At 60.9% G+C, this 23,161-nt stretch carries 24 protein-coding genes; 13 read left to right on the forward strand and 11 right to left on the reverse strand.

Annotation, left to right across the window (positions count from 1 at the left end; translation table 11 throughout):
- Positions 1-2: 2 nt before the first annotated feature.
- Entirely contained in the window at positions 3-716 is a 714-nt protein-coding gene (locus tag BLQ09_RS25855) for an NADPH-dependent F420 reductase (RefSeq protein ID WP_256569170.1), read from the reverse strand.
- Positions 717-766: 50 nt separating this feature from the next.
- Between BLQ09_RS25855 and BLQ09_RS25860 the strand changes: the two genes are divergently transcribed.
- Entirely contained in the window at positions 767-1,663 is an 897-nt protein-coding gene (locus BLQ09_RS25860; RefSeq protein WP_092358994.1) for a LysR family transcriptional regulator, read from the forward strand.
- Between the two features lie 131 nt (positions 1,664-1,794).
- Entirely contained in the window at positions 1,795-2,124 is a 330-nt protein-coding gene (locus tag BLQ09_RS25865) for a YXWGXW repeat-containing protein (protein WP_065928138.1), read from the forward strand.
- Positions 2,125-2,131: 7 nt separating this feature from the next.
- Here the strand turns inward: BLQ09_RS25865 and BLQ09_RS25870 are convergent, their stop codons facing one another.
- From BLQ09_RS25870 to BLQ09_RS25890, 5 genes are all read right to left on the reverse strand, one after another.
- A complete protein-coding gene (locus BLQ09_RS25870; protein ID WP_092358996.1) occupies positions 2,132-2,503 on the reverse strand; it encodes a hypothetical protein in 372 nt (123 codons plus the stop codon).
- A gap of 69 nt (positions 2,504-2,572) precedes the next feature.
- The gene (locus BLQ09_RS25875; protein ID WP_092358998.1) at positions 2,573-2,968 is read right to left on the reverse strand and encodes a PIN domain-containing protein; all 396 of its coding nucleotides are present in this window, start codon (positions 2,966-2,968) and stop codon (positions 2,573-2,575) included.
- Positions 2,965-3,222: an AbrB/MazE/SpoVT family DNA-binding domain-containing protein gene (locus BLQ09_RS25880; protein ID WP_027604204.1), complete on the reverse strand. Its 258-nt coding sequence runs from the start codon at positions 3,220-3,222 to the stop codon at positions 2,965-2,967. Before BLQ09_RS25880 ends, BLQ09_RS25875 begins: the two co-directional genes overlap by 4 nt.
- Positions 3,223-3,429: 207 nt before the next feature.
- Positions 3,430-4,803, reverse strand: a complete 1,374-nt coding sequence (ppnN, locus tag BLQ09_RS25885) for a nucleotide 5'-monophosphate nucleosidase PpnN (protein ID WP_027604203.1) — start codon at positions 4,801-4,803, stop codon at positions 3,430-3,432.
- A gap of 147 nt (positions 4,804-4,950) precedes the next feature.
- Positions 4,951-5,775 (reverse strand): aspartyl/asparaginyl beta-hydroxylase domain-containing protein, encoded by an 825-nt coding sequence (locus BLQ09_RS25890; RefSeq protein ID WP_027604202.1) that lies wholly within the window; start codon positions 5,773-5,775, stop codon positions 4,951-4,953.
- Between the two features lie 309 nt (positions 5,776-6,084).
- Here BLQ09_RS25890 and fabV point away from each other — a divergent pair, with 309 nt between their 5' ends.
- Positions 6,085-7,281, forward strand: coding sequence for an enoyl-ACP reductase FabV (fabV, locus tag BLQ09_RS25895; protein ID WP_092359000.1), 1,197 nt, complete (start codon positions 6,085-6,087; stop codon positions 7,279-7,281).
- A 149-nt stretch (positions 7,282-7,430) separates the two neighbouring features.
- Positions 7,431-8,054 carry an HAD family hydrolase gene (locus tag BLQ09_RS25900; RefSeq protein ID WP_092359002.1) on the forward strand — a complete coding sequence of 208 codons (624 nt, stop codon included), beginning with the start codon at positions 7,431-7,433 and terminating at the stop codon, positions 8,052-8,054.
- Here BLQ09_RS25900 and BLQ09_RS25905 read toward each other — a convergent pair.
- Positions 8,051-8,956, reverse strand: coding sequence for a LysR family transcriptional regulator (locus BLQ09_RS25905; protein ID WP_092359004.1), 906 nt, complete (start codon positions 8,954-8,956; stop codon positions 8,051-8,053). The two genes, BLQ09_RS25900 and BLQ09_RS25905, sit on opposite strands and share 4 nt — an antisense overlap.
- 103 nt (positions 8,957-9,059) lie before the next feature.
- Here BLQ09_RS25905 and BLQ09_RS25910 point away from each other — a divergent pair, with 103 nt between their 5' ends.
- Positions 9,060-10,229, forward strand: a complete 1,170-nt coding sequence (locus BLQ09_RS25910) for an aspartate aminotransferase family protein (RefSeq protein ID WP_092359006.1) — start codon at positions 9,060-9,062, stop codon at positions 10,227-10,229.
- Here the strand turns inward: BLQ09_RS25910 and punR are convergent.
- Positions 10,218-11,138 (reverse strand): DNA-binding transcriptional activator PunR, encoded by a 921-nt coding sequence (gene punR / locus BLQ09_RS25915; RefSeq protein ID WP_092359008.1) that lies wholly within the window; start codon positions 11,136-11,138, stop codon positions 10,218-10,220. The two genes, BLQ09_RS25910 and punR, sit on opposite strands and share 12 nt — an antisense overlap.
- 122 nt (positions 11,139-11,260) lie before the next feature.
- Between punR and punC the strand changes: the two genes are divergently transcribed.
- Positions 11,261-12,445: a purine nucleoside transporter PunC gene (gene punC, locus BLQ09_RS25920; RefSeq protein ID WP_027604196.1), complete on the forward strand. Its 1,185-nt coding sequence runs from the start codon at positions 11,261-11,263 to the stop codon at positions 12,443-12,445.
- Here the strand turns inward: punC and BLQ09_RS25925 are convergent.
- Positions 12,442-13,275: a nucleoside-binding protein gene (locus BLQ09_RS25925; protein WP_092359010.1), complete on the reverse strand. Its 834-nt coding sequence runs from the start codon at positions 13,273-13,275 to the stop codon at positions 12,442-12,444. The genes punC and BLQ09_RS25925 overlap by 4 nt on opposite strands.
- A 159-nt stretch (positions 13,276-13,434) precedes the next feature.
- On the opposite strand from BLQ09_RS25925, the gene BLQ09_RS25930 reads away from it, so the two are divergent.
- Entirely contained in the window at positions 13,435-14,937 is a 1,503-nt protein-coding gene (locus BLQ09_RS25930; protein WP_065947414.1) for a nucleobase:cation symporter-2 family protein, read from the forward strand.
- 39 nt (positions 14,938-14,976) lie between these two features.
- Here the strand turns inward: BLQ09_RS25930 and BLQ09_RS25935 are convergent, their stop codons facing one another.
- The gene (locus BLQ09_RS25935) at positions 14,977-15,909 is read right to left on the reverse strand and encodes a proline iminopeptidase-family hydrolase (RefSeq protein ID WP_065928127.1); all 933 of its coding nucleotides are present in this window, start codon (positions 15,907-15,909) and stop codon (positions 14,977-14,979) included.
- Between the two features lie 92 nt (positions 15,910-16,001).
- A complete protein-coding gene (locus tag BLQ09_RS25940; RefSeq protein ID WP_027604192.1) occupies positions 16,002-16,766 on the reverse strand; it encodes a LuxR family transcriptional regulator in 765 nt (254 codons plus the stop codon).
- A gap of 183 nt (positions 16,767-16,949) precedes the next feature.
- On the opposite strand from BLQ09_RS25940, the gene BLQ09_RS25945 reads away from it, so the two are divergent.
- Genes BLQ09_RS25945 through BLQ09_RS25970 form a run of 6 tightly spaced genes read left to right on the forward strand, consistent with a single transcriptional unit; the run spans position 16,950 to position 23,107 of the window.
- Positions 16,950-17,837: a proline iminopeptidase-family hydrolase gene (locus BLQ09_RS25945; protein ID WP_027604191.1), complete on the forward strand. Its 888-nt coding sequence runs from the start codon at positions 16,950-16,952 to the stop codon at positions 17,835-17,837.
- Between the two features lie 3 nt (positions 17,838-17,840).
- Positions 17,841-18,788 (forward strand): ABC transporter permease, encoded by a 948-nt coding sequence (locus BLQ09_RS25950; protein ID WP_092359012.1) that lies wholly within the window; start codon positions 17,841-17,843, stop codon positions 18,786-18,788.
- Entirely contained in the window at positions 18,785-19,642 is an 858-nt protein-coding gene (locus tag BLQ09_RS25955) for an ABC transporter permease (protein ID WP_092359013.1), read from the forward strand. The genes BLQ09_RS25950 and BLQ09_RS25955 overlap by 4 nt, the downstream gene beginning before the upstream one ends.
- Positions 19,639-20,595 carry an ABC transporter ATP-binding protein gene (locus BLQ09_RS25960; protein ID WP_092359015.1) on the forward strand — a complete coding sequence of 319 codons (957 nt, stop codon included), beginning with the start codon at positions 19,639-19,641 and terminating at the stop codon, positions 20,593-20,595. The genes BLQ09_RS25955 and BLQ09_RS25960 overlap by 4 nt, the downstream gene beginning before the upstream one ends.
- On the forward strand, positions 20,592-21,611 hold the full coding sequence (locus BLQ09_RS25965) for an ABC transporter ATP-binding protein (RefSeq protein ID WP_092359017.1): 1,020 nt from the start codon (positions 20,592-20,594) through the stop codon (positions 21,609-21,611). Before BLQ09_RS25960 ends, BLQ09_RS25965 begins: the two co-directional genes overlap by 4 nt.
- Complete coding sequence (locus tag BLQ09_RS25970; protein WP_065939299.1) at positions 21,593-23,107, forward strand: ABC transporter substrate-binding protein; 1,515 nt, start codon at positions 21,593-21,595, stop codon at positions 23,105-23,107. The genes BLQ09_RS25965 and BLQ09_RS25970 overlap by 19 nt, the downstream gene beginning before the upstream one ends.
- Positions 23,108-23,161 lie beyond the last annotated feature (54 nt).

The raw sequence follows: 23,161 nt of genomic DNA on the forward strand, positions 1-23,161 counted from the left end.
GTCTAACGGCGGGTGCGTTCGACAGGCGGCAGTTCAGCCGTACGCTCGGCGGCGGCCAGCGCTGCCTTCAAGCCAGCCTGGTCCAGCGGCACGCAATAGGCAGGCTTGCCGCGTTCCAGCCGCCAGCTGTCATCCAGGCTGCCGGCATCCACGGCGTCGAAACCCAATTCGTCGAGAAGCGTGATGACGCGTGCCTTCGCTGCGGCGTCATCCGCGGCCACCGGCAACGCCCGGCGGTCGGGGGCACCGTGGGGGCGGGCGTCCTGCGTCAGGTCGGGAGCGAAGATCGCGTTGAACACTTTGACTACATGTGAATGGGGCAAATGCTCGGCGAGCAGCCGGCTGGTGGTGGTTTCGAAGCGATCCAGTACCGGTATATGGCCGTCGCGGTTCGGGTAGTAATTATTCGCGTCCATCACGGTCTTGCCCTCCAGCCATTGCGCCGGGACGCTGCGGTAATGCTCCAGGGGGATCGCCACGAGTACCACATCGCCGAATTTGGCGGCGTCGTCGGCACTGCCCACCTGCACGCCGAGTATGCCGCTCACGACGCTGCTCATGGTGTGGGGGCCACGGGAGTTGCTCAACATCACTTCGTGCCCGGCCGCCAGCGCCAGTTGGGCCACGGCGCGTCCGATAAAGCCTGCTCCAATAACACCAATCTTCATGGTCTTGCTCCAATGAGTAGGGGAGCGGTTATGATGATTGGCAACCAATTGGCGATAAATCGTCGTTTTGGCGTGGATGTTGTTACTGGGAGTAGGGAATGATGGATCGCCTGTCGAGCATGAATGCCTTTGTGATGGCTGCTGAGTTGGGCTCGTACGCGCGGGCTGCCGAGCGCTTGGGCATGTCGCCGCAGATGGTGGCCAAACATGTCACCGCGCTGGAGCAGCGCCTGGGCGCTCGCTTGCTTAACCGCACCACACGGAGGCAAAGCCTGACGGAGCTGGGGAGCGCGTATTACGAGCGTTGCAAACATATCCTGGTAGAAGCCGAGGCTGCCGATTCACTGGCGCAGATCATGAACGACACGCCGCGCGGCAAGCTGAAAATCACCGCGCCCGTCACCTTCGGCTCCTACAGCCTGATGCCGTTGATTACCGGGTTCCTGCGCGACAACCCGGATGTGGAAATCGACCTGCACTTGACCGACCGTTTCGTGGACCTGGTGGAGGAGGGCTATGAAGCCGCTTTTCGTATCGGCCCCCTGGCGACCACCGGCCTGACAGCCAGGCCACTGGCACCTTACCGCCTGGTGGTCTGCGCGTCGCCTGAGTACCTGGTTGCACGTGGTACCCCGCAGGCCCCGGTGGACCTTGAGCGTCATGAATGCCTCGGCTACGCCTTCTGGTCGCGGCCGGCGGATCGCGAGTGGGTGTTCTACCAGGGTTCGACGCCTTGCAAGGTGCAGGTTGCCAGTCGCTTGCAGATCAATGAAAGCAGGGCCTTGATGACCGCCGCGCTGGATGGTTTTGGCATCGTGCTCGGTCCGGAAGACTTCTTGCGCGGGGCGTTGGACAGGGGCGAATTGGTGAGAGTGCTGCCGGACTTTGAAGCGCCGAGCCGGCCGATGCACCTTGTCTACACGGCGAACCGCCAGCGTACGGCCAAGTTGAGACGCTTTGTCGAAGCGGTGTTGGGACGCTTCGGTCACCCTTGATGCGTGCTGCTTCAGCAATCCGACAGACACAACCTGTTAAAAAAGTACCCAGGCCTGAGCAGGAGCATGGCTGAAACACGGGGGCATTTTTACCGGTGCAGGTGTTGGGCGATAACGCCCGAGGGGGTTGTATGTTGTTACGTTACGCGGCATTAGCGGCAGTTGTGGTCGCGGCGTCCGGGTGTGTACAGGAGCGCGTGGTGCATGAGCGCCGGCCTGTACAGCGTGAATATGTCGAGGTGGTTGCGCCACAACCGCCGCCGACCCAGATCATCGAAGTCGAGCCTGCCGTACGTGAAGGTTACATATGGTCACGTGGTTACTGGCGCTGGGAAGGCGGGCGCTACGTTGCCGTACACGGCCATTGGGAGCCGGTGCGCGAAGGCTATCGTTATGTGCATCCGCATTGGGTGCAGCGCAATGATGGCTATCACTGGCAGGTGGGCGGCTGGGTTCGTTGAACCCCGACTAGGAGGGCTTCTTTGTACCCAGGAGCCGTACTTCCCGCAGCAGCGCGGCACCGAGTTGATCGGTGCCCAGTTCCTTGTATCCCACGGCCTTGACCTCTCCGTTCTCTTCGGCCTGGATGATGATCACCGGTGTCTCTTTGCCGCTGGCTTCGTCGATGTGAAAAGCATATTGGGGAATATCCACCTTGATCGGCGTACCTGCGGCCTTGCCTTGCACATTGATCAGGAACGCTGCGCAGCCGGCGTCGACATCCACACTGGTGGCAGAACGCCCGCTGACGAAGCAGCTCTTTGGCAGGTCGGGCCAGATGATCTCGGCCAGTGCGAGGGGCGGCGTCAGGGCCAGGGCAGCAAGAAGAAGCGTGCGCACGTGGGGCGTTCTCTCGTTCAGGGATTAGCGACTTTTACCAAAGCCTGCCCCTTGCCGCAATGTTGCCGCTCAGCCCAGACGCTTCATACCCGCGGCCTTGGCCGCACCGAGGTCAAAGGTAGCAGTGTATTCGCACCCGGCCGCGTGGGCGCAGCGCTCTATCAGGCAATCGGCAAAATCGGCGTTGTTGGCCGTGAACCGTCGAAGCGCCTGCCAGACGACCTCGGCATGTTCGACGGTCAATTCACGGGTGCGCAGCAGTGTTTCCAGAACGACGACAATGTCATTTTTGGCGCATTGGTAGCAGCTCTGTAATACCCACACCAGCTCCACCACGGACACCAGGCTGACAAACCCTGGCGAAAGCGTGGTGAGGGATTCAATCAATTCGCAGGCCTTGGGGGATTGAACGGGATCATCCTGGGTGACGTAGCGCACCAGCACATTGGTATCCAGCCCGATCATCCAGCCTTCGCTCCCTGTGCTGCGATGGCGCGGTTCATGTCGTCAATGGACACGGCCCTTGCAGGCTTACGGACCAGCCCCTTGAGGTCATGGACCGTCTTGCTCGCTGCAATGATGGAAAACTTGCCATCTTCCGTTTCGACGAATTCGACGCGGTCGCCTGTTTCCAGGCCGAGTGCGGTCCTGACTTGGACGGGGATGGTGATTTGCCCTTTTGAGGTAAGTGTGGCGGTCGCCATGGTAAAGATCTCCAACATGATGCTCCTTACCTTAGGGTAAGGAGTGGTGGAGGACAATATCCGTTGGTCCATAGGTCGCTCTTCAGGTGGAGGATGAGTCGGAGTCATGAAAACCTAGTCCGAACTCAGCCCTCCCGCACGCTTACCCATGGCGCAAAGAGATACCAACTATGACCGACCGCCAATAAAGCCTGGCGGCTGTAAGCAAATTACCTGGCGAGCTCACTGCACTACGCGATAACACGGCACATACGCCGCGCCACCCGGCAACTTCATGCGATGCTGGGCAACGAACGCCTGCAACAGCTCATCCAGTGGCTTCATGATGGCCGGGTCGCCGTGGATCTCGTACGGGCCATGTTCTTCGATCAGGCGAATGCCCTTGTCCTTCACGTTACCCGCCACGATCCCCGAAAACGCACGGCGCAGGTTGGCTGCCAGTTCATGGGGCGGCAGTGCGTGGCTCAGTTGCAGGCTGGCCATGTTTTCGTGGGTCGGGTCGAACGGGCGCTGGAAGCCTTCGTCGATCTTCAGCAGCCAGTTGAAGTGAAACGCGTCGTTGCGCTCACGGCGGAACTGCTTCACCGCCTTGAGGCCGGCAGTCATCTGGCGGGCCACTTCGGCCGGGTCGTCGATGATGATCTGGTAGTGCGCCTGCGCGGCTTCGCCGAGGGTGGCGCCGACGAAGGCATGCAATTGTTGCAGGTACGGCGCGGCTTGTTTCGGCCCGGTGAGAATGACCGGGAAGGGGACGTCGCGGTTGTCCGGGTGCATCAGGATGCCCAGCAGGTACAGGAACTCTTCGGCCGTACCGGCGCCGCCGGGGAAGATGATGATGCCGTGGCCCACGCGCACGAAGGCTTCAAGGCGTTTTTCGATGTCCGGCAGGATCACCAGTTCGTTGACGATCGGGTTCGGTGCTTCGGCGGCGATGATGCCCGGCTCGGTCAGGCCCAGGTAGCGCCCGCCGGTAATGCGTTGTTTGGCGTGGGAAATGGTCGCGCCCTTCATCGGGCCTTTCATCACGCCCGGGCCGCAACCGGTGCACACGTCGAGGCTGCGCAGGCCGAGTTCGTGACCGACTTTCTTGGTGTATTTGTACTCTTCGGTATTGATCGAGTGCCCGCCCCAGCACACCACGATCTTCGGCTCCACGCCCGGACGCAGGGTGCGAGCATTGCGCAGCAGGTGGAATACGTAGTCGGTGATGCCCTGGGAGTTGCTCAGGTCGATGCGCTGGCTGTCCAGCTCGTTCTCGGTGTAGACGATGTCCCGCAGGGCGCTGAACAGCATTTCGCGGGTGCTGGCGATCATTTCGCCATCGACGAAAGCATCGGCGGGGGCGTTCAACAGCTCCAGGCGTACGCCACGGTCCTGCTGGTGGATGCGCACTTCAAAGTTCTTGTAGGCGTCGAGGATGGTCTTGGCGTTATCGATATGGGCGCCGGTGTTGAGGATCGCCAGGGCGCACTGGCGAAACAGGGTGTAGATGCTGCCGGTACCGGCTTCGCTCAGTTGCTGGACTTCACGTTGGGACAGGGTTTCGAGGCTGCCCTTGGGGCTGACGGAGGCATTGATGACTTGGCGTTGGGGCATTCTGATTCCTTGAAAACGCAGCCACCGCACCTGTCGAGGTGCGATGACGTGAGAATGGTGGGCGCAGGTTAGGGCGCACGAGCCGGATATTTACCTCAGGCGCAGGGCCGAGCGCAAATACCGTCCAACACCATCATGCCGCAGAACTTACTCAATCAGCTTCCAGTTTTTGTAGAAAACCCGACGCAGGGTAAAGACCAGCCCGGCAAATCCCGCGATGACGGCGTTAAGCACCGACGGCAGCGGCGTCGGCCGTACGATGTCGATGAACAGGCAGTAGCGCTTGGCGTCGTTCTTGTTGAAGGACGCATGCATCAGCGTGTCATCAAAGATAAACAGCGGGTCGTCGTGCCAGTAGTGCTTGTGCTTGCCGACCTGGATGTACACGCCGTCGTGATGGGGCGCCGGTGCCATGTTGTAGAGCACGCGGAACATCATGCGCAGGGGACCGAAGTGAAAGGACGTCGAGCGGTTCTCGTTGAACACCGACACGCCGATGGTTTTCACGAACGGCAGTTTTTTGCGCAGTTCAGGAATATCCAGGGTGGTTTCGATCGGGCGCCCGTACCACTGGAAAAACAACATGCCGCGCTTCTTCTCGGCCATGCGTTCGTCCAGGTAGCCGATGATTTCATCCTTGTGGGCCATGGCGTCATCAAGCACCTGTTGCAGGTCTGTGCGCCAGGCCGGTGGCAGGTCGCCCATCGTGTAGACGTGACGGTTACGCGCGCTTAGAAGGTCGAACAGGGTGTTGAACGGCGCCAGCAGCCAAGTGTTGCGACCGCTGCCGATAAAGTATTTCTTGACGGTCGGCTTGTCATACAGGCCGTTACGCAGGAAGTCGTAAACGCCGCACACCAGTACCAGGCAGAGGAACACCAGCGTGGTTTCGGGGAACACATCGATAATCAGCAACACGCCGAGTACCCAGGCGACCGATACCGCTTTCTTACGCAAAGCAGACTTGTTCATGCAACTCAGCTCCAGGAGGACGCCATTCGACAGGTCCGGATCCGTGGCCGCGAGTGGTGGGGTTTTGAAACATAATGAAACATCTTCGTCATGATAAGGCGTCCAGCAGCGGATTGGCGTTTTAAATAGTGCAAAATTGTGAAGGCTCGACACAGTCTTTAACCCTGGTGGGCTCGTATGGATTGGATTTTGTAAACAGAAGATTTGCGACTATCGTGACGCTTCGGTTTTTCGGACGTCATAGACCGGTACGATTGAAGTTGAATGGCCACCATTGGCCTTCGGCACCTTGGAAGAGGCAGAAATTTTATGATCATCAAACCGCGGGTTCGTGGCTTTATCTGTGTGACCGCTCACCCTGTTGGCTGTGAAGCGAACGTCAAGGAACAGATCGACTACGTAACTGAGCACGGCGCCATCAAAGACGGCCCGAAGAAGGTGCTGGTCCTTGGCGCTTCCACCGGCTACGGCCTGGCCGCGCGCATCAGTGCAGCGTTTGGCTGCGGCGCCGACACCCTGGGCGTGTTTTTTGAGAAAGAAGGCGAAGAAGGCAAGCTGAGCTCCGCCGGCTGGTACAACAGCGCTGCGTTCGAGAAGTTTGCCGTTGAAAAAGGCCTGTACGCCAAGAGCATCAACGGCGACGCGTTTTCCGACGAGATCAAGCGCCTGACCATCGAAACCATCAAGAAAGACCTGGGCAAGATCGACCTGGTCGTCTACAGCCTGGCCGCGCCACGCCGTACCGATCCCAAGACCGGTGAAGTCTACAACTCCACCCTCAAGCCAATCGGCAAGGCTGTAACCCTGCGCGGTATCAATACCGACAAAGGCGTTGTGGTCGACACCACCCTCGAACCTGCAACCCAGGAAGAAATCGACGGCACCGTCAATGTCATGGGCGGCGCCGACTGGCAGCTGTGGATCGACGCCCTGCGTGACGCCGACGTACTGGCCGAAGGCGCCAAGACCACCGCGTTCACCTACCTCGGTGAGAAGCTGACCCAGGACATCTACTGGAACGGCTCCATCGGCGAAGCCAAGAAAGACCTGGACAAGAAAGTCCTGACCCTGCGCGACAACCTCGCTGCACTGAAGGGCGATGCCCGCGTATCGGTACTCAAGGCGGTGGTCACCCAGGCCAGCTCCGCGATCCCGATCATGCCGCTGTACTTGTCGTTGCTGTTCAAGGTGATGAAAGAGCAGGGCACCCACGAAGGCTGCATCGAGCAGGTCTACGGCCTGTTCAAGGACAGCCTGTACGGCAGCGAGCCGAAGCTCGACGCCGACGGCCGCCTGCGTGCCGACCTGGCCGAACTGGAACCGAAGGTCCAGGACGCCGTGGCGGCACTGTGGAACCAGGTCACCGACGAGAACGTCAACGAGATCAGTGATTTCGCCGGCTACAAGGCTGAGTTCCTGCGCTTGTTCGGCTTTGAAGTCGATGGTGTGGACTACGAGGCTGACGTCAACCCGACCGTGAAGATCAAGGGTCTGGTCCAAGCCTAAACGCGGTTAAAAATGTGGGAGGAGGCGTGTCCCCCTCCCATATTTGTTTTTTTGGTTTTTCAGATCCGTCTTACGCTCCGGCGCGCACCTCCCTCCTTGTAAATCTGCCAGACTCCCTCAGCTCTCAAACCATGCTAACGGAGGATCTGATGACGATTCGTGCAGTCGTTTTTGATTTCGGCGGTGTTCTCTTCGATTGGAACCCGCAGCACCTCTATCGCAAACTGATTGCCGACGATCAAGTGCGGCAGTGGTTCCTCGATAACATCTGTACCCAGGCCTGGAACACCGAGCAGGATGCGGGGCGGCCGCTGGCCGAAGCCACGCAGATCCTGATCGATCAATACCCCGAGCATGAACCCTTGATCACGGCCTATTACGGCCGCTGGCACGAAATGCTGCGTGGCCCGTTGCCCGAAGGCGTGGCGATTCTCAACGCGCTGCATCAGGCCAACATGCCACTGTTCGGGCTCACAAACTGGTCGGCCGAGACCTTTCCCTATGCGCTGGCCCATTACCCCTTCCTTCGCAAATTTCGCAACATCGTGGTGTCTGGCGAGTTGAAGCTGATCAAGCCTGACGCGGCGATCTACCACGCCAGTCTCAGCCAGGTACGGGTGTACCTGCCGGATATCCAGCCGGGGGAAGTGGTGTTTATCGATGATGTCGCCGGCAATATCGAAGCGGCCGTCGCCCTCGGCTGGCAAGGCATTCACCATGTGTCTGCCGAGCAGACGGCGGCGCGACTGCGCGAGTTGGGCGTGGGCTTCTAGCGCGCCCACTTTTCCATGGCGAAATCCACAAAGGCGCGCAGCTTCGGCAAGCGATAACGGTCCTGGCCGTACAGCAGATGCATGGGCCGGCTGGGCAGTTGATAGGTGGTCAGCAAGGCCACCAGCTTGCCGGTTTGCAGGTCGGGCTGTACCAGGGCATCCGGCAGCATGACGATCCCCATGCCTTGCACGGCGGCCTGGCGCAAGGCCTGGGAGCTATTGATGGTCAGCGAGCCGGACACCGGGATTTCCACTTCACCTTCTGCGCCGGTCATGCGCCACAACTTGTCGGCGTTGCGCCAGTCATCGGTGGAAGGGTAGGCGAACGCCAGGCAGTCGTGCTGTTGCAGGTCCTCGGGCGTTCGGGGTGTACCACGTCGCGCCAGGTAGTCCGGTGAGGCGCACAGGGTGATGGTGTAGTCCTGCATCGGTCGGGCGATCAGGCTTGAGGGTTCCAGCTCGCCCAGGCGGATAGCCACGTCAAAGCCGCTGTCGACCATGTCCATGCGCTGGTTGCTGAGCACTACGTACAGCTTGATCAGCGGGTAGCGCTGGGAAAACTCGCTCAGGGCCGGCGCCAGGCGTTCAGTGCCGAACGCCGGTGGCGCGGTGATGCGCAGTGTGCCTTTGGGGACGTCGCCGTGGGCCTGTTCGGCCCATTGCTCGGAGTCGGCCACCAGCCCGAGTACTTCCAGGCAACGCTGGTAATACTGGCCGCCGAACTCCGTGAGGCTCTGTTTGCGGGTAGTGCGCTTGAGCAGGCTGACGCCCAGGCGTCGTTCGAGGGCGCGCAAGTGGTTGCCGACCATGGTGGTCGACATCCCGCAGGCGTGGGCGGCGGCGGTCATGCTGCCGGTCTCCACCACTTTCACGTACACCGACATCGCTTGGAACAGGTCCATTATCAAGTCCTGGTTTAAAGTCATTGCAGGAAGGCGCAGTTTATCCAGCTGGGATGGCTAACGATACTGTTGCTATCTCAACGATGCACTGGAGTCCGCCACCATGACCGCCGCCTGCCTGATGACCACCTATCAACCCCTGGCCCTGAGTTTCACCCGTGGCCTCGGCACGCGCCTGTGGGACCAGCAGGGGCGCGAATACCTGGACGCAGTGGCGGGTGTGGCGGTGACCAACGTCGGGCATTCCCACCCGAAACTGGTGACGGCCATCAGCGAGCAGGCCGGCCTGTTGTTGCACACCTCCAACCTCTACAGCATCGACTGGCAACAACGTCTGGCCCAGCGCCTGACGCGGCTGTCCGGCCTGGACCGTGCCTTCTTCAATAATTCCGGCGCCGAAGCCAACGAGACGGCGCTGAAACTGGCGCGGTTGCATGGCTGGAAAAAAGGCATCGAAGAGCCCTTGGTAGTGGTGATGGAGAATGCCTTTCATGGCCGTACGCTGGGCACCATGGCGGCCAGCGATGGCCCCTCGGTGCGCTTGGGTTTCCAACGCTTGCCGGGGGATTTTCTCAAGGTCAGGTTTGGTGATCTGGCGGCGATCGAGGCAATCACCCAGACGTTTGGCACACGGATCGCGGCGGTCTTGCTGGAGCCCATTCAGGGCGAAAGTGGTGTACTGCCCGCGCCGCCGGGTTACCTGCAAGCCCTGCGTGACCACTGCACACGGCACGGCTGGCTGATGATGCTCGACGAAATCCAGACCGGCATCGGCCGCACCGGCGCCTGGTTTGCCTTCCAGCATGAAGGCATTGTCCCGGATGTGATGACCCTGGCCAAAGGCCTCGGCAATGGCGTGCCCATCGGTGCGTGCCTGGCCAGGGCAGCGGTAGCCGCGCTTTTCACGCCCGGCAGTCACGGCAGCACCTTTGGCGGCAACCCGCTGGCGTGCCGGGTGGGCTGCACGGTGTTGGACATTATCGAAGAGCAAGGCTTGTTGCAGAACGCTGCACAACAGGGCGAGCGCTTGCTGGCGCGGTTACGCATGGAATTGGAAGAGCATCCGCAGGTGCTGGCGATTCGCGGGCAGGGCCTGATGATCGGTGTTGAGTTGGCCAGCCCCTATCGCGACCTGGCCCAGCGTGCTGCCCAGGAGCATGGGCTGCTGATCAACGTGACGCGGGGCAAGGTCATTCGCCTGCTGCCGCCGCTGACCCTGGATGCCAAGGAGGTGGAGATGATCGTGCGGGCCATCACTCGGCTATTGAACTAGGTCCTTTCCGTTGAGCCACTCCTGGTTCATGGTTTCGGTATCCCCCAGGTATTCCAATAACCACGCCATGGCCGGGGACAGTTTGCTCTGTGCCCAGGCCACGCACGATGGGCTGGCCGGGAAGGGGCGCGTCAGTTGCAGCGCCATCAATTCGCCGCGTTCGATCCACGGCAATACCTGATGCGCCGGTGCCATGCCGACGCACAGGCCATCGCGCAGGCAATCGATGGCGGAGGCCCAGTTCGGGACTACCAACCGGCGTTGGTTATCCAGGGTCCAGGTGTCGCGCTTGGGCAGGTTGCGCGAGGTGTCGGTCATGCACAGCGAGGCGAAGGGGCGCAGTTGGTCGTCATTGAGCAACCCGTCCACCGCCGCCAATGGGTGCCGGGCGCTGACCACGCACAGCCAATTCAATAAGCCCATATCGCGAAAAGTAAAGTGACTGGCCACCGGCACGGCGCTGGTGGCACCGATGACAATATCGGTGCGCTCATCCGCCAGGGCATCCCACACACCGTTGTACACCTCGTATTCCAGCAGCAATTCCACCTCGGGAAACTGCCGATAGAAATCCAGCACCAACTGTCGGCAGCGCTGGGGTTTGACGATGGAATCCACCGCGACCTTCAACTGGCCACTCCAGCCATTGGCCACCTGCTGGCACAGGCGCCGTGTGCCGAGCATTTTTTTCATTACCCCGCGGGCCTCGTCGATAAACAGGCGGCCGGCGGGTGTCAGTTCCACATCACGATGCCGGCGCACAAACAGCGGTACCGCCAGCCACTCTTCAAGTTGGCGTACGGTATAACTGATGGCTGATGGCACGCGGTGCAATTCCTGGGCGGCGGCGCTGAAGCTGCCATGGCGCGCTACCGCATCGACGACATCCAGGGAGTATTCGGACCACATGAGGGTTGCCTTCAAAATTATTGATAACAGACGCCAATTATTATCGCTTCACAGCAAAACTGTCAGCTTCATAATGGGCGGCAGTCAGCAAATAGTTTGATGGCAGGATTAACAAGGTTTCAATGAAAAATTCTTTTGGTTTCACCTGGTATCTGGCGGGGCTGAGCATGCTCGGTTACCTCGCCATGGACATGTATTTGCCGGCATTCGGCGCCATGGGCGAGCAGTTGCAGATTGGTGCGGGCGCGGTGGGCGCCAGCCTGAGTATCTTCCTCGCGGGCTTTGCCGTGGGGCAGTTGCTGTGGGGGCCGTTGTCCGACCGCCTGGGGCGCAAGCCGATCCTGCTCGCAGGCTTGAGCCTGTTTGTGGTGGGTTGCGCGGGGATGTTTTGGGTCGAGACCGCGCCGCAGTTGCTGGCCTTGCGCTTTATGCAGGCGATTGGCGTGTGTTCTGCGGCCGTGAGCTGGCAGGCGCTGGTGATCGACCGCTACCCGGCCGACAAGGCCCACCGTGTGTTCGCCAGCATCATGCCGTTGATGTCGTTGTCACCGGCGCTGGCGCCACTGCTGGGCGCGATGGTGCTGAACCACTTCGGTTGGCAGGCCATCTTCGGTGTATTGCTGGGGGTGTCGCTGCTGTTGTTGCTGCCGACGTTGTTCCTGCGCTCCGTGTCGAAACCTCAGACGCGGGAAGACGAACCTTCGCGCCTTGGCTATTGGCAGTTGCTCACCTCCCGGGTGTTTACCGGCAATGTGATGATCTTCGCCGCCTGCTCGGCCAGTTTCTTCGCCTGGCTGACCGCTTCACCCTTCATCCTCGGCGACATGGGCTATAGCCCGAATGACATCGGCCTGAGCTACGTGCTGCCGACATTGGCGTTTCTGGTGGGTGGCTACAGTTGCCGTAGCGCTTTGCAGCGTTTCCAGGGCAAGACGCTGTTGCCGTGGTTGCTGCTGGCCTATTGCATCAGCATGGTGGCGCTGTACCTGGTCGCCACCTTGACCGTGCCGACGCTCACCACCTTGCTGATTCCGTTCTGCCTGATGGCGCTGGTCAACGGCGCCAGCTACCCGATCGTGGTGGCGAATGCGCTGATGCCGTTTGCAGAACATTCCGGCAAGGCGGCGGCACTGCAAAACACGCTGCAATTGGGCCTGTGCTTTCTCAGCAGCCTGTTGGTGTCATCGATGATCGAACAGCCGTTGCTGATTACTGTGATAGTGATGCTGGCGACCGCGCCCTTGGCCGTCTTGGGCTATTGGCTGGCGCGGCCGAAAGCAGACAAGTCGGAACTGGCCGCCGCCTAGAACGTCACTTCCATGTTCACCGTCGGCGTTGACGTACGGCTGCCCCGGCCGCCGTCCACGCCGAACTTGTTATGCCAGTACTCGTAACCCACCCCGAGGTACAGGTTCGGCTTCACGCTCCTGCCCGGTCGCACCGCGACCATCAGCGCGCTGCGCATCAGGGTTTCCGGTGCCGTGTCACGGCCATGGTAGTCCGCGCCTTTTTCCCCGACGTAGTTCACAAAACCCTGGAATTTCGCCGCATGGTTGGCGATCTCGAAAGGGCGCATCCACGTCAGGTTGAGCATGTAGGTGTCGTCAAACGTGTGGTTCGACTCACGTGCACCGGGGATGCCGGTGTGGTTGCGCTCCTTGTAGTACAGAAGGCTCAGGTCCAGCACGCCCACGGTGTTGAACTTCAATGTCGGGCCGAGCACCAGTGCGCGTTTTTTCGCCGAAGCGACGTTGTTGTTGCGGTTGGCATCAAAGCCCAGGGTCAGCGCGTAATCCTTGACCAGCCCGGTGCCCAGGGGCACATCCAGCACCCGTGATGCATACAACTGATGCCGGTATACCGCGTACACCTCGCTGCCGCCGTGGTCGGTGCCCTTGCGCGGGTCGCGGTTGTCGGACAGGAACACGTCCAGGTTCAGGAAGTTGCTGCCATACCGGTAGCCGCTGGCGTGGGTAACGCTGTAGATGCGCTTGCTGAATTCGTCGGGGTTATTCGGATTGGTGAACTGCTGGCCGTAGCGAAAACCTACGCTGTTGTTCATCCATTCCACCGCGACGGCCTCCCCGCCGCCGAGGAGGGTGAGTGCAACGGTGGCTCCCTGTAATGCCTTTTTCATTGTTCTAGTGTCCTTTGGCGTTCTGGCTCATCACGGCCGGGTTGTTTTTGTAACGCCGATGGAGGGTATCTTGTTCGAGCGATTGTATACAACTCTATGGACATCCAGTCTAAACATTGCATACAGTGTCACCACAACAAAAACAGAGAACCCCTCACCATGACTATCCCGAAGGCGTCACCGCAGCGGCCGGAAGATGAGAATCTAGGCGTCGCCGCCAACATGGCTTACGGCCTGCAGCATGTGCTCACCATGTACGGCGGCATCGTCGCGGTACCGTTGATCGTTGGCCAGGCGGCCGGGTTGTCACCGGCGGATATCGGCCTGTTGATCGCCGCGTCGCTGTTTGCCGGTGGCCTTGCCACCCTGTTGCAAACCCTTGGCCTGCCGTTCTTTGGCTGTCAGTTGCCGCTGGTGCAGGGCGTGTCGTTTGCCGGTGTGGCAACTATGGTGGCGATTGTCGGCAGCGATGGCGCCGGCGGGGTACCGGCGATTCTCGGCGCGGTGATGGCCGCGTCGTTTATCGGGCTGTTGATCACCCCGGTGTTTTCGCGGATCACCCAGTTCTTCCCGCCGTTGGTGACCGGTATTGTGATCACCACCATCGGCCTGACCCTGATGCCCGTGGCGGCGCGCTGGGCCATGGGCGGTAACAGCCGCGCGGCGGATTTCGGCAGCATGCCCAATATCGGCCTGGCGGCGTTGACCCTGGTGCTGGTGCTGCTATTGAGCAAGATCGGCAGCGCGACCATCTCGCGCCTGTCGATCCTGCTGGCGATGGTGATCGGCACGGTGATCGCGGTGTTCCTCGGCATGGCGGATTTTTCCGGGGTCAGCCAGGGGCCTATGTTCGGTTTCCCTGCGCCGTTCCATTTCGGTATGCCGACCTTTCACATCGCGGCGATCATTTCCATGTGCATCGTGGTGATGGTGACACTGGTGGAAACCTCGGCCGACATCCTGGCGGTGGGGGAAATCATCGATACCAAGGTCGACTCCAAGCGTCTGGGTAATGGCCTGCGTGCCGATATGCTGTCGAGCATGTTCGCGCCGATCTTCGGTTCGTTCACCCAGAGTGCCTTCGCCCAGAACGTTGGCCTGGTGGCGGTGACCGGAGTGAAGAGTCGTTTTGTGGTGGCAACCGGTGGCTTGTTCCTGGTAATCCTCGGCTTGCTGCCATTCATGGGGCGCGTGATCGCGGCGGTGCCGACCTCGGTACTGGGCGGTGCCGGGATTGTGCTGTTCGGTACCGTGGCGGCCAGTGGTATTCGCACCTTGTCCAAGGTGGATTACCGCAACAACATGAACCTGATCATCGTCGCCACGTCCATCGGGTTTGGCATGATCCCGATTGCCGCACCGAGTTTCTACGACCAGTTCCCCAGCTGGTTCGCGACCATTTTCCATTCGGGTATCAGTTCATCGGCGATCATGGCGATCCTGTTGAACCTGGCGTTCAACCATTTCACCGTAGGCAATTCGGACCAGCAGTCGGTGTTTGTGGCGGGGACTGAGCGCAGTTTGTGTTTCCACGACGTAGCGGCGTTGCGTGATGGGGACTATTTCAGGGGGGGCAAGTTATTTGATGCCGAGGGCAAGGAAATTCCATTGGTGGCGCAGGAGCCAAGGAAAGCCCCACACGCAGAAACCACAGAGGTCTAAAAATGTGGGAGGGGGCTTGCCCCCTTCCACATTTGGAACTCAACCAGCCTTGCGGACTGTGTGCGGAACAGAGCACGCCTCATCCAGAAACTTCACCACGGTGCCCATGCACGCCTGGCGTTCTTCCACGTGGGGCATGTGGCTGGAGTCTTCGAACAGCGCCCAGCGCACATCCGCGATTTCATCCAGGAACGGCTTGACCACCAGTGGCGTGGCTTCGTCATGCCGGCCGGAGATCACCAGGGTCGGTACCTTGATCGCCGACAGGCGACCAATGGATTTCCAGTCCTTCAGGCTGCCGATCACGTGGAACTCGGTCGGGCCGCTCATGGCGTGATACACCGTGGGGTCCGAGTCGACCTGGGCGAAGGTGCGCGCCACTTCTTCCGGCCATGGGTTCACCCGGCACACATGCTGGTCATAGAACACCCGCGAGGCGGCGAGGTATTCCGGGTCGAGGTAGGTGCCGGCGGCTTCATGCTTGAGCAGGGTTTCATGCACGCCTTGGGGCAGTAGCTTGCGCAGGCGGTTGGCTTCGCTGACCCAGGTGCGCATGCAGGTCGGCGAGTTGGCCGGGATAAACGCACGCAGGCCCTTGGGTTGCAGGATTGCGTGCTCGCTGCCGAGCATGCCGCCCCAGGACTGACCAAGGATCGCGTAGTTATCGCTGATCTGCAGGTGGTCCAGCAGGTTGTCCAATTCTTTAAGGAACAGATCGACGGTCCAGAAGGACGGGTCTTTCTCAGGCAGGTGCGTGGAGCGGCCGTTGCCCAATTGGTCGTAGTGGATGACCGCATGACCGCTGGCCGCGACGTCCTTGAAGGCGTCGACATAATCATGGGTGCAGCCCGGGCCGCCGTGGATGACCACCAGCGGCGTGCGGCCGCTGGCCAGGTCGCCAGTGACGCGGTACCAGGTCTGGTAGTCGCCAAACGCGGCATACCCTTCGCGGATTTTTTCGATGAAGTCCATTTCCTACCCTGCCCTGAAAAAATGATCAGGGACACGATAGTCTGCGGGCGAGATTTAGGTAACTAGCAAAACAGCTAGGTTTTGCCGGGGGATCAGTCTTCCAGCAGGCGGTAATGGGTGGCGCGGACCACCGCCTGCACGCGGTTCTTGGCGCCCAGTTTGTGCATCGCCGAGGCCAGGTGCAGGGTGACGACGGCCAGTGAGCGGCTCAGTTGCGTGGCGATTTCGGCGGCGGTCAGGCCGTCGGCGGCCCATTTGAGGCATTCGCGTTCACGTTTGGTCAGGTGAATGTGCGGGTAGGTGCGCAGCTCCTTGCCGAACAGCGGGTAGGCCGCTTCCTGCAAAGCGTGGGAAATCAGGCTGAAGTCCGACAAGGTCTGCTGCGCGTCCTGCAACACGGTAGGCGTTTTGCCAGTGCGCAAGCCGGTCAGTGACGCGAAGCCGCCACGGGGCAGATGCATCGGCACGCTGACGCCGCAGGTCAGTTGCTGGTCGTGCAGGTAGGATGAAACGGGGGCGTGGCAGGGGTCGATGATGGTTTGCAGGGCCGTGTCAGCCTTGGCTTCGTAGGACCACACGAACGGCGATACCGTGCGCAGGGCCAGGTGTTGCACCGGGTCGATCTGGTAGAAACCCTTGCTGCACCATAGTGCATGCCAATCGGTCGGCGTGTTACGCAGCTCCAGCACCGAGGGGGTGATCAACGCACCATTCTGGTCGATCGGCACCGGGGTGTAGTCGTATACCAGTGCATCGAAGCCCAACTGCTGGGCGAGGATAAAAGTGTTGTCCATCTGCTCATCCAGGCTCCTGCCCGGCATCAGACGATTATTGAAGGCAGTTAGCTTGGCCAGCATCCGTTCTGCTCCCGAATTCATTTGAATCTCCACTTCCTGCAAGTAGAATGCCACGCCCCGGCGAAGGACTGCCAGGCCAAACCTATAAGAAATACCAGGTTATGGACGCGCGGCATCCTCGGTAGTGTTGGCCTGATAAACGGCCGCTGCCCGCCAGGCCGAAACAACACAAGGAATGTATGCATGTGGCGTGAAATTGCCCCCGACCAGCAGTACAACGTGCAAGTCGATGGCCACAACCTCGTGGTCTACAGCTTCGGCGAAGGCGATGAGGTGCTCTTGTGTCTCAACGGCGGGCCGGGCCTGCCGTGTGACTACTTGCGCGACGCCCATGGCTGGCTCAAGGACCATGACCTGCGAGTGGTTGCATTCGACCAGCTTGGCACAGGCGCATCAGCCAGACCGACCGATGTTTCCCTGTGGGAAATCCGCCGTTATGTCGAAGAAGTCGAAACCGTACGCCAAGCCCTTGGCCTCGGCCGCGTGCACCTGCTCGGGCATTCCTGGGGCGGCTGGCTGGGCATCGAATACGCCATCCATTACCCCGACAGGCTGAAAAGCCTGATCCTCGAGAACACCGTCGGCGACATTCCGCATCTTTCTCAAGAACTCGAACGCCTGCGCGGCGCGCTGGGCAGTGAGACCGTGGCGATGATGCAACGCCACGAAGCCATGGGCACCCTGGATCACCCGCAATACCAGGCCGCGATCACCTTGCTCAACTATCGCCATGTCTGCCGCCTGGACGAATGGCCCGAGCCGGTCAAGCGCTCCCTCGGCGACTGGAACATGGGCCCCTACGAAACCATGCAGGGCCCCAACGAATTTCTCTACGTCGGCAACCTCAAGGACTGGAACCGCATCCCCGAGATGGCCGCTTTCAACATGCCGATCCTGATCACTACCGGCCAGCACGACGAACTCACCCCAGCCTGCGCCATGCGCATGAAGATGGCGGCCAGACACGCCGAACTGCATGTATTTCCCAACAGTAGCCATATGCCGTTCTATGAAGAGCCACAGGCTTATTTTCCGGTACTGTTGGACTTTCTCGCTCGCCACCGAGGCTGACCGATGAACCTGGCGCGCTACCGTTTTGTACTGTCCCGGCCGCTGCAATTGCTGCCGGTACTGTTTGGCATCAGCCTGATCACGTTTGTGCTGGTGCGCTCGATTCCTGGCGACCCGGCACGGGCCCTGCTGGGTTCGCGCAGCACGCCGGACGCCTTGCTGAAAATCCGCGCCCAGTACGGCCTCGACCAGCCTTTGTGGCAGCAGTATTTCTATTTCCTGAAGAACCTGCTCAAGGGCGATCTCGGCCAATCACTGCTGTACAAAGTCGACGCCTTGAAATTGATCGTCACCCGCATCGAACCCACCCTGGTGCTGGTGCTCGGCAGCGTGGTGCTGGCGCTGCTGATCGCGGTGCCGCTGGCGACGTGGGCCGCGCGCAATAAAGGCGGGTGGGCGGACAACCTGATCCGCGTGTTCACCACCGTGGGCCTGGGCATGCCGGCGTTCTGGCTGGGCCTGATGCTGATCCTGCTGTTCAGTGTGCAATGGGGCTTGTTCCCGGTGTCCGGCTACGGCCGTACCTGGCTGGACAAGGCGCACCATATGGTCTTGCCGTGCCTGACCATCGCCCTGGCGCTGTCGGCGGTGCTGGTCCGCAACCTGCGGGCGAGCATGTTGATGGAGCTGCAGGCCGACCACGTCACTGCCGCGCGGGCCCGCGGGCTGTCGGAAGCAGCGGTGTTCCGTCGCCATGTGTTGCCCAATTCCCTGGTGCCGGCGGTCAACCTGCTGGCGGTGAATATTGGCTGGCTGATCAGCGGCACCGTCGTGATCGAAAGCCTGTTCGCCATTCCCGGCATCGGCCAGTTGCTGGTGCGTGGCATTTTTACCCGCGACTACATGGTGGTGCAGGGCGTGGCCATGGTGCTGGCGTGCGCGACGGTGGTGGTCAACTTTATCGCCGACGTGGTCACGGTGGCCCTCGACCCTCGGGTGAAAATGCAATGAGCAGCCGTCCACTGATTACTCCATGGCGCCTGCGTGTGCGGTTTGGCTTTCGCAATGGTCGCCTGACGGCCGCGTGGGGGCTGTTGATCCTGCTGGTGTGGTTGGTCCTGGCGCTGTGTGCGCCGTGGATCGCGCCCTATGACCCGATCGCGCAGAACACCGACATCAGCTTGCTGGGGCCGAGTCTCGCCCATCCATTCGGTACGGATAACTACGGTAGGGACATCCTTTCGAGGGTGATCTGGGGTGCGCGCGTCGATCTGCAACTGGCCATTATCGGGGTGATTTTCCCGTTCATGATCGGCACGTTTGTCGGCGCGGTTTCCGGCTATATCGGCGGGCGCTTCGACAGTTTCTGCATGCGCGTGATCGATGTGATCCTGGCGTTCCCGTTCCTGGTGTTGATGCTGGCGATCATGGCTATCCTCGGTCCGGGTTTGAAGAGTTTTTATATCGCCATGGCGCTGGTGGGCTGGGTGTCGTATGCACGGCTGATCCGCTCACAGATCCTGGTGCTCAAGGAAAGCGACTTCGCCCTCGCGGCCAAGAGCCTGGGCTTTGGCCATGGGCGCATCCTGTTCCGGCATTTGCTGCCGAATGCGATGTTTGGCTCGATTGTGTTTTCCATGTCTGACGCGGTGCTGGTACTGCTCAACGGTGCCGCCGTGAGCTACCTGGGCCTGGGCGTGCAACCGCCGACGGCGGAGTGGGGGACGATGATTGCCGAAGGGCAGGCGTTTATCACCACGGCCTGGTGGATCTGCACCTTTCCGGGGTTGGCCATCGTGACCCTGGCCATGGGCTTCAGCCTGCTGGCCGATGGTGTGGCGCAAGTGCTGGGGGATCGCTCATGAGTCTGCTTCAAGTGCGGGATCTGAGTGTGATCGCCAATAACAGCGGGCGCGATGTGAACCTGGTCGACCGCGTGTCCTTCGACCTGGCCGAAGGCGAGATCCTCGGCCTGGTGGGCGAAAGCGGCTCGGGCAAGACCATGGCCTGCCGTGGCTTGATGCGCTTGTTGCCGTCACCCAACCTGCGCGTGCAGGGCGGTGCGGTACGCCTGGCGGGCCAGGACCTGCTGCAACTGGATGACGCCGGCATGCGCGCGGTGCGTGGCGGGCAGTTGGGCATGATTTTCCAGAACCCCAGCAGCCACCTCGACCCCTTGATGCGCATCGGCGATCAGATCGCCGAAGGCATCCGCCTGCATCAGGGTGCGTCGAAAAAACACGCGCGCCGACAAGCCATCGAAGTGTTGCGCCAGGTGGGCATTCCCGATCCCCAGGCACGGGTCGACAACTATCCCCATGAGTTTTCCGGTGGCATGCGCCAGCGCGCGATGATCGCCGTGGCCCTGGGCTGCAACCCGAACGTATTGATTGCCGACGAGCCGACCACGGCGTTGGACGTGACTGTGCAGGCGCAGATCCTGCGCCTGTTGCTGGACCTGCGTGACCAGCGCGGCCTGTCGCTCATCATGATCACCCACGACCTCGGCGTGGTTGCGCAAACCTGCGATTCCATCGCCGTGATGTATGCCGGGCGCCTGTGCGAGCACGGCAGCAAGTACGACGTGCTCGCCCACCCGCAACACCCCTACACCGCCGGCCTGATTGATTGCCAGCCGGCCCACGGCAGTGGCCCTGGGTTGCTGCGTACCATCCCCGGCCAGCCGCCCTTGCTCGATGCATTACCCGGCGGCTGCCGCTTCAACCCGCGTTGCCCGCAGGTCGGCGCGTTGTGCACCGAACGGTTGCCCGAAGGCGCGCGCGTGGCCTGTCACTACCCGCTCGGAGCACGCCCATGAGCCTGTTGCAGATCAAGAACCTGGAGGTGCGGTTCGCCGCGTCCGGCACGGGGGTGTTCGGCCTGAACAAGCAGTGGGTGAGGGCGGTGAACGGTGTGTCGCTGAACCTGGCCGCCGGTGAAACCCTGGGGCTGGTGGGGGAGTCCGGCAGCGGCAAAAGCACCCTGGGCCGGGCGATCCTGCACCTCAACCCGATCAGTGCCGGGCAGGTGCTGTTCGATGGCATCGACATGGCCCATGGCAGCGCGATCGACATCGCGCGCCTGCGCCAGGAAACGGCGATGATCTTCCAGGATCCCTACGCCGCGTTGAACCCGCGCCACACCATCGGCGAAACCATCGCCGAGGTGCTGCGGGTGCAGCGCAAAGTCCCGGCAGAGCGTATCCCGGCTCGCGTCAACGAACTGCTTGACCTGGTCGGCCTGCGCCCCGAACTGGCCAGTCGCAAACCCGGCGCCCTCAGTGGCGGCCAATGCCAGCGTGTCGGTATTGCCCGGGCGCTGGCGGTGGAGCCTCGCTTGATCATCGCCGATGAATGCGTGGCGGCCCTGGATGTATCGATCCAGGGCCAGATCATCAACCTGCTGTTGGAACTGCAACAGCGCATGAACCTGGCGATCCTGTTTATCGCCCACGATTTGGCCATCGTGCGGCGCCTGTGCGACCGCGTGGCGGTGATGTACCTGGGCAAGATCGTCGAGGAAGGGCCGGTGGAAGCGGTCTTCACCGCGCCGCGCCATCCGTATACCGCGGCGTTGATCGAGGCGATTCCGGAGATCGATCCGCACCGGCCTTTGCCGACGCAGCTGTTGCCTGGCGAGCCGCCGAGCCCGCTGAATTTGCCTACGGGCTGTGCCTTCCACCCGCGTTGCCGGTACGCCCGGACGATGTGTTCCGTGGTGTTGCCGCCTACCCATTCCCAGCACGAGCATCGATACAGTTGCGTGCTTGAAGAACCGTTGACCCTTCCTGCCCATCATGAACAAGGAGTTATGACATGCAATCGCGCCACTTGAAGTTGCTCGCCGCTGCTACGTTGACCGCGTGGTCCCTCACTGCCGGATTGGCGCAAGCCGCCGGCGTCCTCACCATCGGTTGCCGTGAAGACAGCACCACGTTCGACCCGATCAAAAGCGCGCAGAACCGCGATACCTGGGTATTTGCCAACGTCTACGACACCCTGGTGCGCGTGGACAACCTGGGGACCAAGATGGAGCCCGGCCTGGCTGAAAGCTGGGATATTTCCAAGGACGGCCTGACCTACACCTTCAAGCTGCGCGATGCGAAGTTCTCCGATGGCTCGGCGATCACCGCCGAGGATGCGGCGTTCAGCCTGTTGCGCATCCGCGATAACAAGGCTTCGTTGTGGGCTGATCCCTTCAACCTGATCGACACCGCAAAGGCGACGGACTCGAAAACCCTGGTTGTCACACTGAAGACCCCGGCAGTCGCCTTCCTGTCGCAACTGGCTTCGCCGACGGTGTCGATCCTGTCGGAAAAAGCCATGACAAAAATGGGTGAAGACGCCTACTCGGAAAATCCGGTGACCTCCGGCGCGTTTACCGTGGACGAATGGCGCAAGGGCGACCGGGTCATCCTGAAGAAGAACCCGAACTTCTGGCAGGCCAAGAAGGTCAGCCTGGATGGCGTGGAGTGGGTCTCCGTGACCGACGACAACACGCGGATGCGCATGGTGCAGAACAACGAGCTGGACACGGCGATCTTCGTACCGTTTTCCCGGGTTGAAGAGCTGAAGAAAGACAAGAACGTGGTGATCCACTCCGACCCGTCCACCCGTGAAGATCACCTGCTGATCAACCACGCCCACGGTCTGCTGGCCAAGCAGGAAGTACGCGAGGCGCTGGACATGGCCATCGACAAGCAGTCGCTGGTGAAAACCGCGACCTACGGTCAGGGCACTGTGGCCTATTCCTACATCCCGAAAGGCTCGTTGTTCCACTACGCCAACAACCTGCAACGCCCGTATGACCCGACCGCCGCCAAGAAACTGTTGGAAAAGGCTGGCGCGAAGGACTTGAAGCTCAACTATGTGGTCAACGCCGGCAACGAAGCCGACGAGCAGATCGCGGTGATCATCAAGGACCAGTTGGCCAAGGTCGGCGTGACCGCCAACCTGCAGAAGGTCGACCCGACCCAAAGCTGGCAGATGCTGGTGGACGGTGAGTACGATATTTCGGTGATGTACTGGACCAACGACATCCTCGACCCGGACCAGAAGACCACCTTCGTGCTGGGCCACGACACCAACCAGAACTACATGACCCGCTACAAGAACGATAAGGTCAAGGAACTGGTCGCGGCGGCGCGCATCGAGGCTGACCCGGTCAAGCGTGAGCAGATGTATGTCGAGTTGCAGAAACTGGCGAAACAGGATGTGAACTGGATCGACCTGTACTACAGCCCGTACATCAACATCTCACGCAAGAATGTGAGCAACTTCCTGCAAAATCCGTTGGGTCGTTTCACGCTTGAAGATGTCGTGAAAAACTAAGGCCCAGAGAACACCGCAATACAAATGTGGGAGGGGGCTTGCCCCCGATAGCGG

It is taken from the genome of Pseudomonas sp. NFACC25, assembly GCF_900100935.1.
Lineage (GTDB): Bacteria > Pseudomonadota > Gammaproteobacteria > Pseudomonadales > Pseudomonadaceae > Aquipseudomonas > Aquipseudomonas marginalis.

Coding starts and splice junctions, on each gene's coding strand:
- BLQ09_RS25860 (WP_092358994.1), top strand. CDS start 767: ATGATGGATCGCCTGTCGAGCATGAATGCCTTTGTGATGGCTGCTGAG.
- BLQ09_RS25865 (WP_065928138.1), top strand. CDS start 1,795: ATGTTGTTACGTTACGCGGCATTAGCGGCAGTTGTGGTCGCGGCGTCC.
- BLQ09_RS25875 (WP_092358998.1), bottom strand. CDS start 2,968: ATGATCGGGCTGGATACCAATGTGCTGGTGCGCTACGTCACCCAGGAT.
- ppnN (WP_027604203.1), bottom strand. CDS start 4,803: ATGCCCCAACGCCAAGTCATCAATGCCTCCGTCAGCCCCAAGGGCAGC.
- BLQ09_RS25890 (WP_027604202.1), bottom strand. CDS start 5,775: ATGAACAAGTCTGCTTTGCGTAAGAAAGCGGTATCGGTCGCCTGGGTA.
- fabV (WP_092359000.1), top strand. CDS start 6,085: ATGATCATCAAACCGCGGGTTCGTGGCTTTATCTGTGTGACCGCTCAC.
- BLQ09_RS25900 (WP_092359002.1), top strand. CDS start 7,431: ATGACGATTCGTGCAGTCGTTTTTGATTTCGGCGGTGTTCTCTTCGAT.
- BLQ09_RS25905 (WP_092359004.1), bottom strand. CDS start 8,956: ATGGACCTGTTCCAAGCGATGTCGGTGTACGTGAAAGTGGTGGAGACC.
- BLQ09_RS25910 (WP_092359006.1), top strand. CDS start 9,060: ATGACCGCCGCCTGCCTGATGACCACCTATCAACCCCTGGCCCTGAGT.
- punR (WP_092359008.1), bottom strand. CDS start 11,138: ATGTGGTCCGAATACTCCCTGGATGTCGTCGATGCGGTAGCGCGCCAT.
- punC (WP_027604196.1), top strand. CDS start 11,261: ATGAAAAATTCTTTTGGTTTCACCTGGTATCTGGCGGGGCTGAGCATG.
- BLQ09_RS25925 (WP_092359010.1), bottom strand. CDS start 13,275: ATGAAAAAGGCATTACAGGGAGCCACCGTTGCACTCACCCTCCTCGGC.
- BLQ09_RS25930 (WP_065947414.1), top strand. CDS start 13,435: ATGACTATCCCGAAGGCGTCACCGCAGCGGCCGGAAGATGAGAATCTA.
- BLQ09_RS25935 (WP_065928127.1), bottom strand. CDS start 15,909: ATGGACTTCATCGAAAAAATCCGCGAAGGGTATGCCGCGTTTGGCGAC.
- BLQ09_RS25940 (WP_027604192.1), bottom strand. CDS start 16,766: ATGCTGGCCAAGCTAACTGCCTTCAATAATCGTCTGATGCCGGGCAGG.
- BLQ09_RS25945 (WP_027604191.1), top strand. CDS start 16,950: ATGTGGCGTGAAATTGCCCCCGACCAGCAGTACAACGTGCAAGTCGAT.
- BLQ09_RS25950 (WP_092359012.1), top strand. CDS start 17,841: ATGAACCTGGCGCGCTACCGTTTTGTACTGTCCCGGCCGCTGCAATTG.
- BLQ09_RS25955 (WP_092359013.1), top strand. CDS start 18,785: ATGAGCAGCCGTCCACTGATTACTCCATGGCGCCTGCGTGTGCGGTTT.
- BLQ09_RS25960 (WP_092359015.1), top strand. CDS start 19,639: ATGAGTCTGCTTCAAGTGCGGGATCTGAGTGTGATCGCCAATAACAGC.
- BLQ09_RS25965 (WP_092359017.1), top strand. CDS start 20,592: ATGAGCCTGTTGCAGATCAAGAACCTGGAGGTGCGGTTCGCCGCGTCC.
- BLQ09_RS25970 (WP_065939299.1), top strand. CDS start 21,593: ATGCAATCGCGCCACTTGAAGTTGCTCGCCGCTGCTACGTTGACCGCG.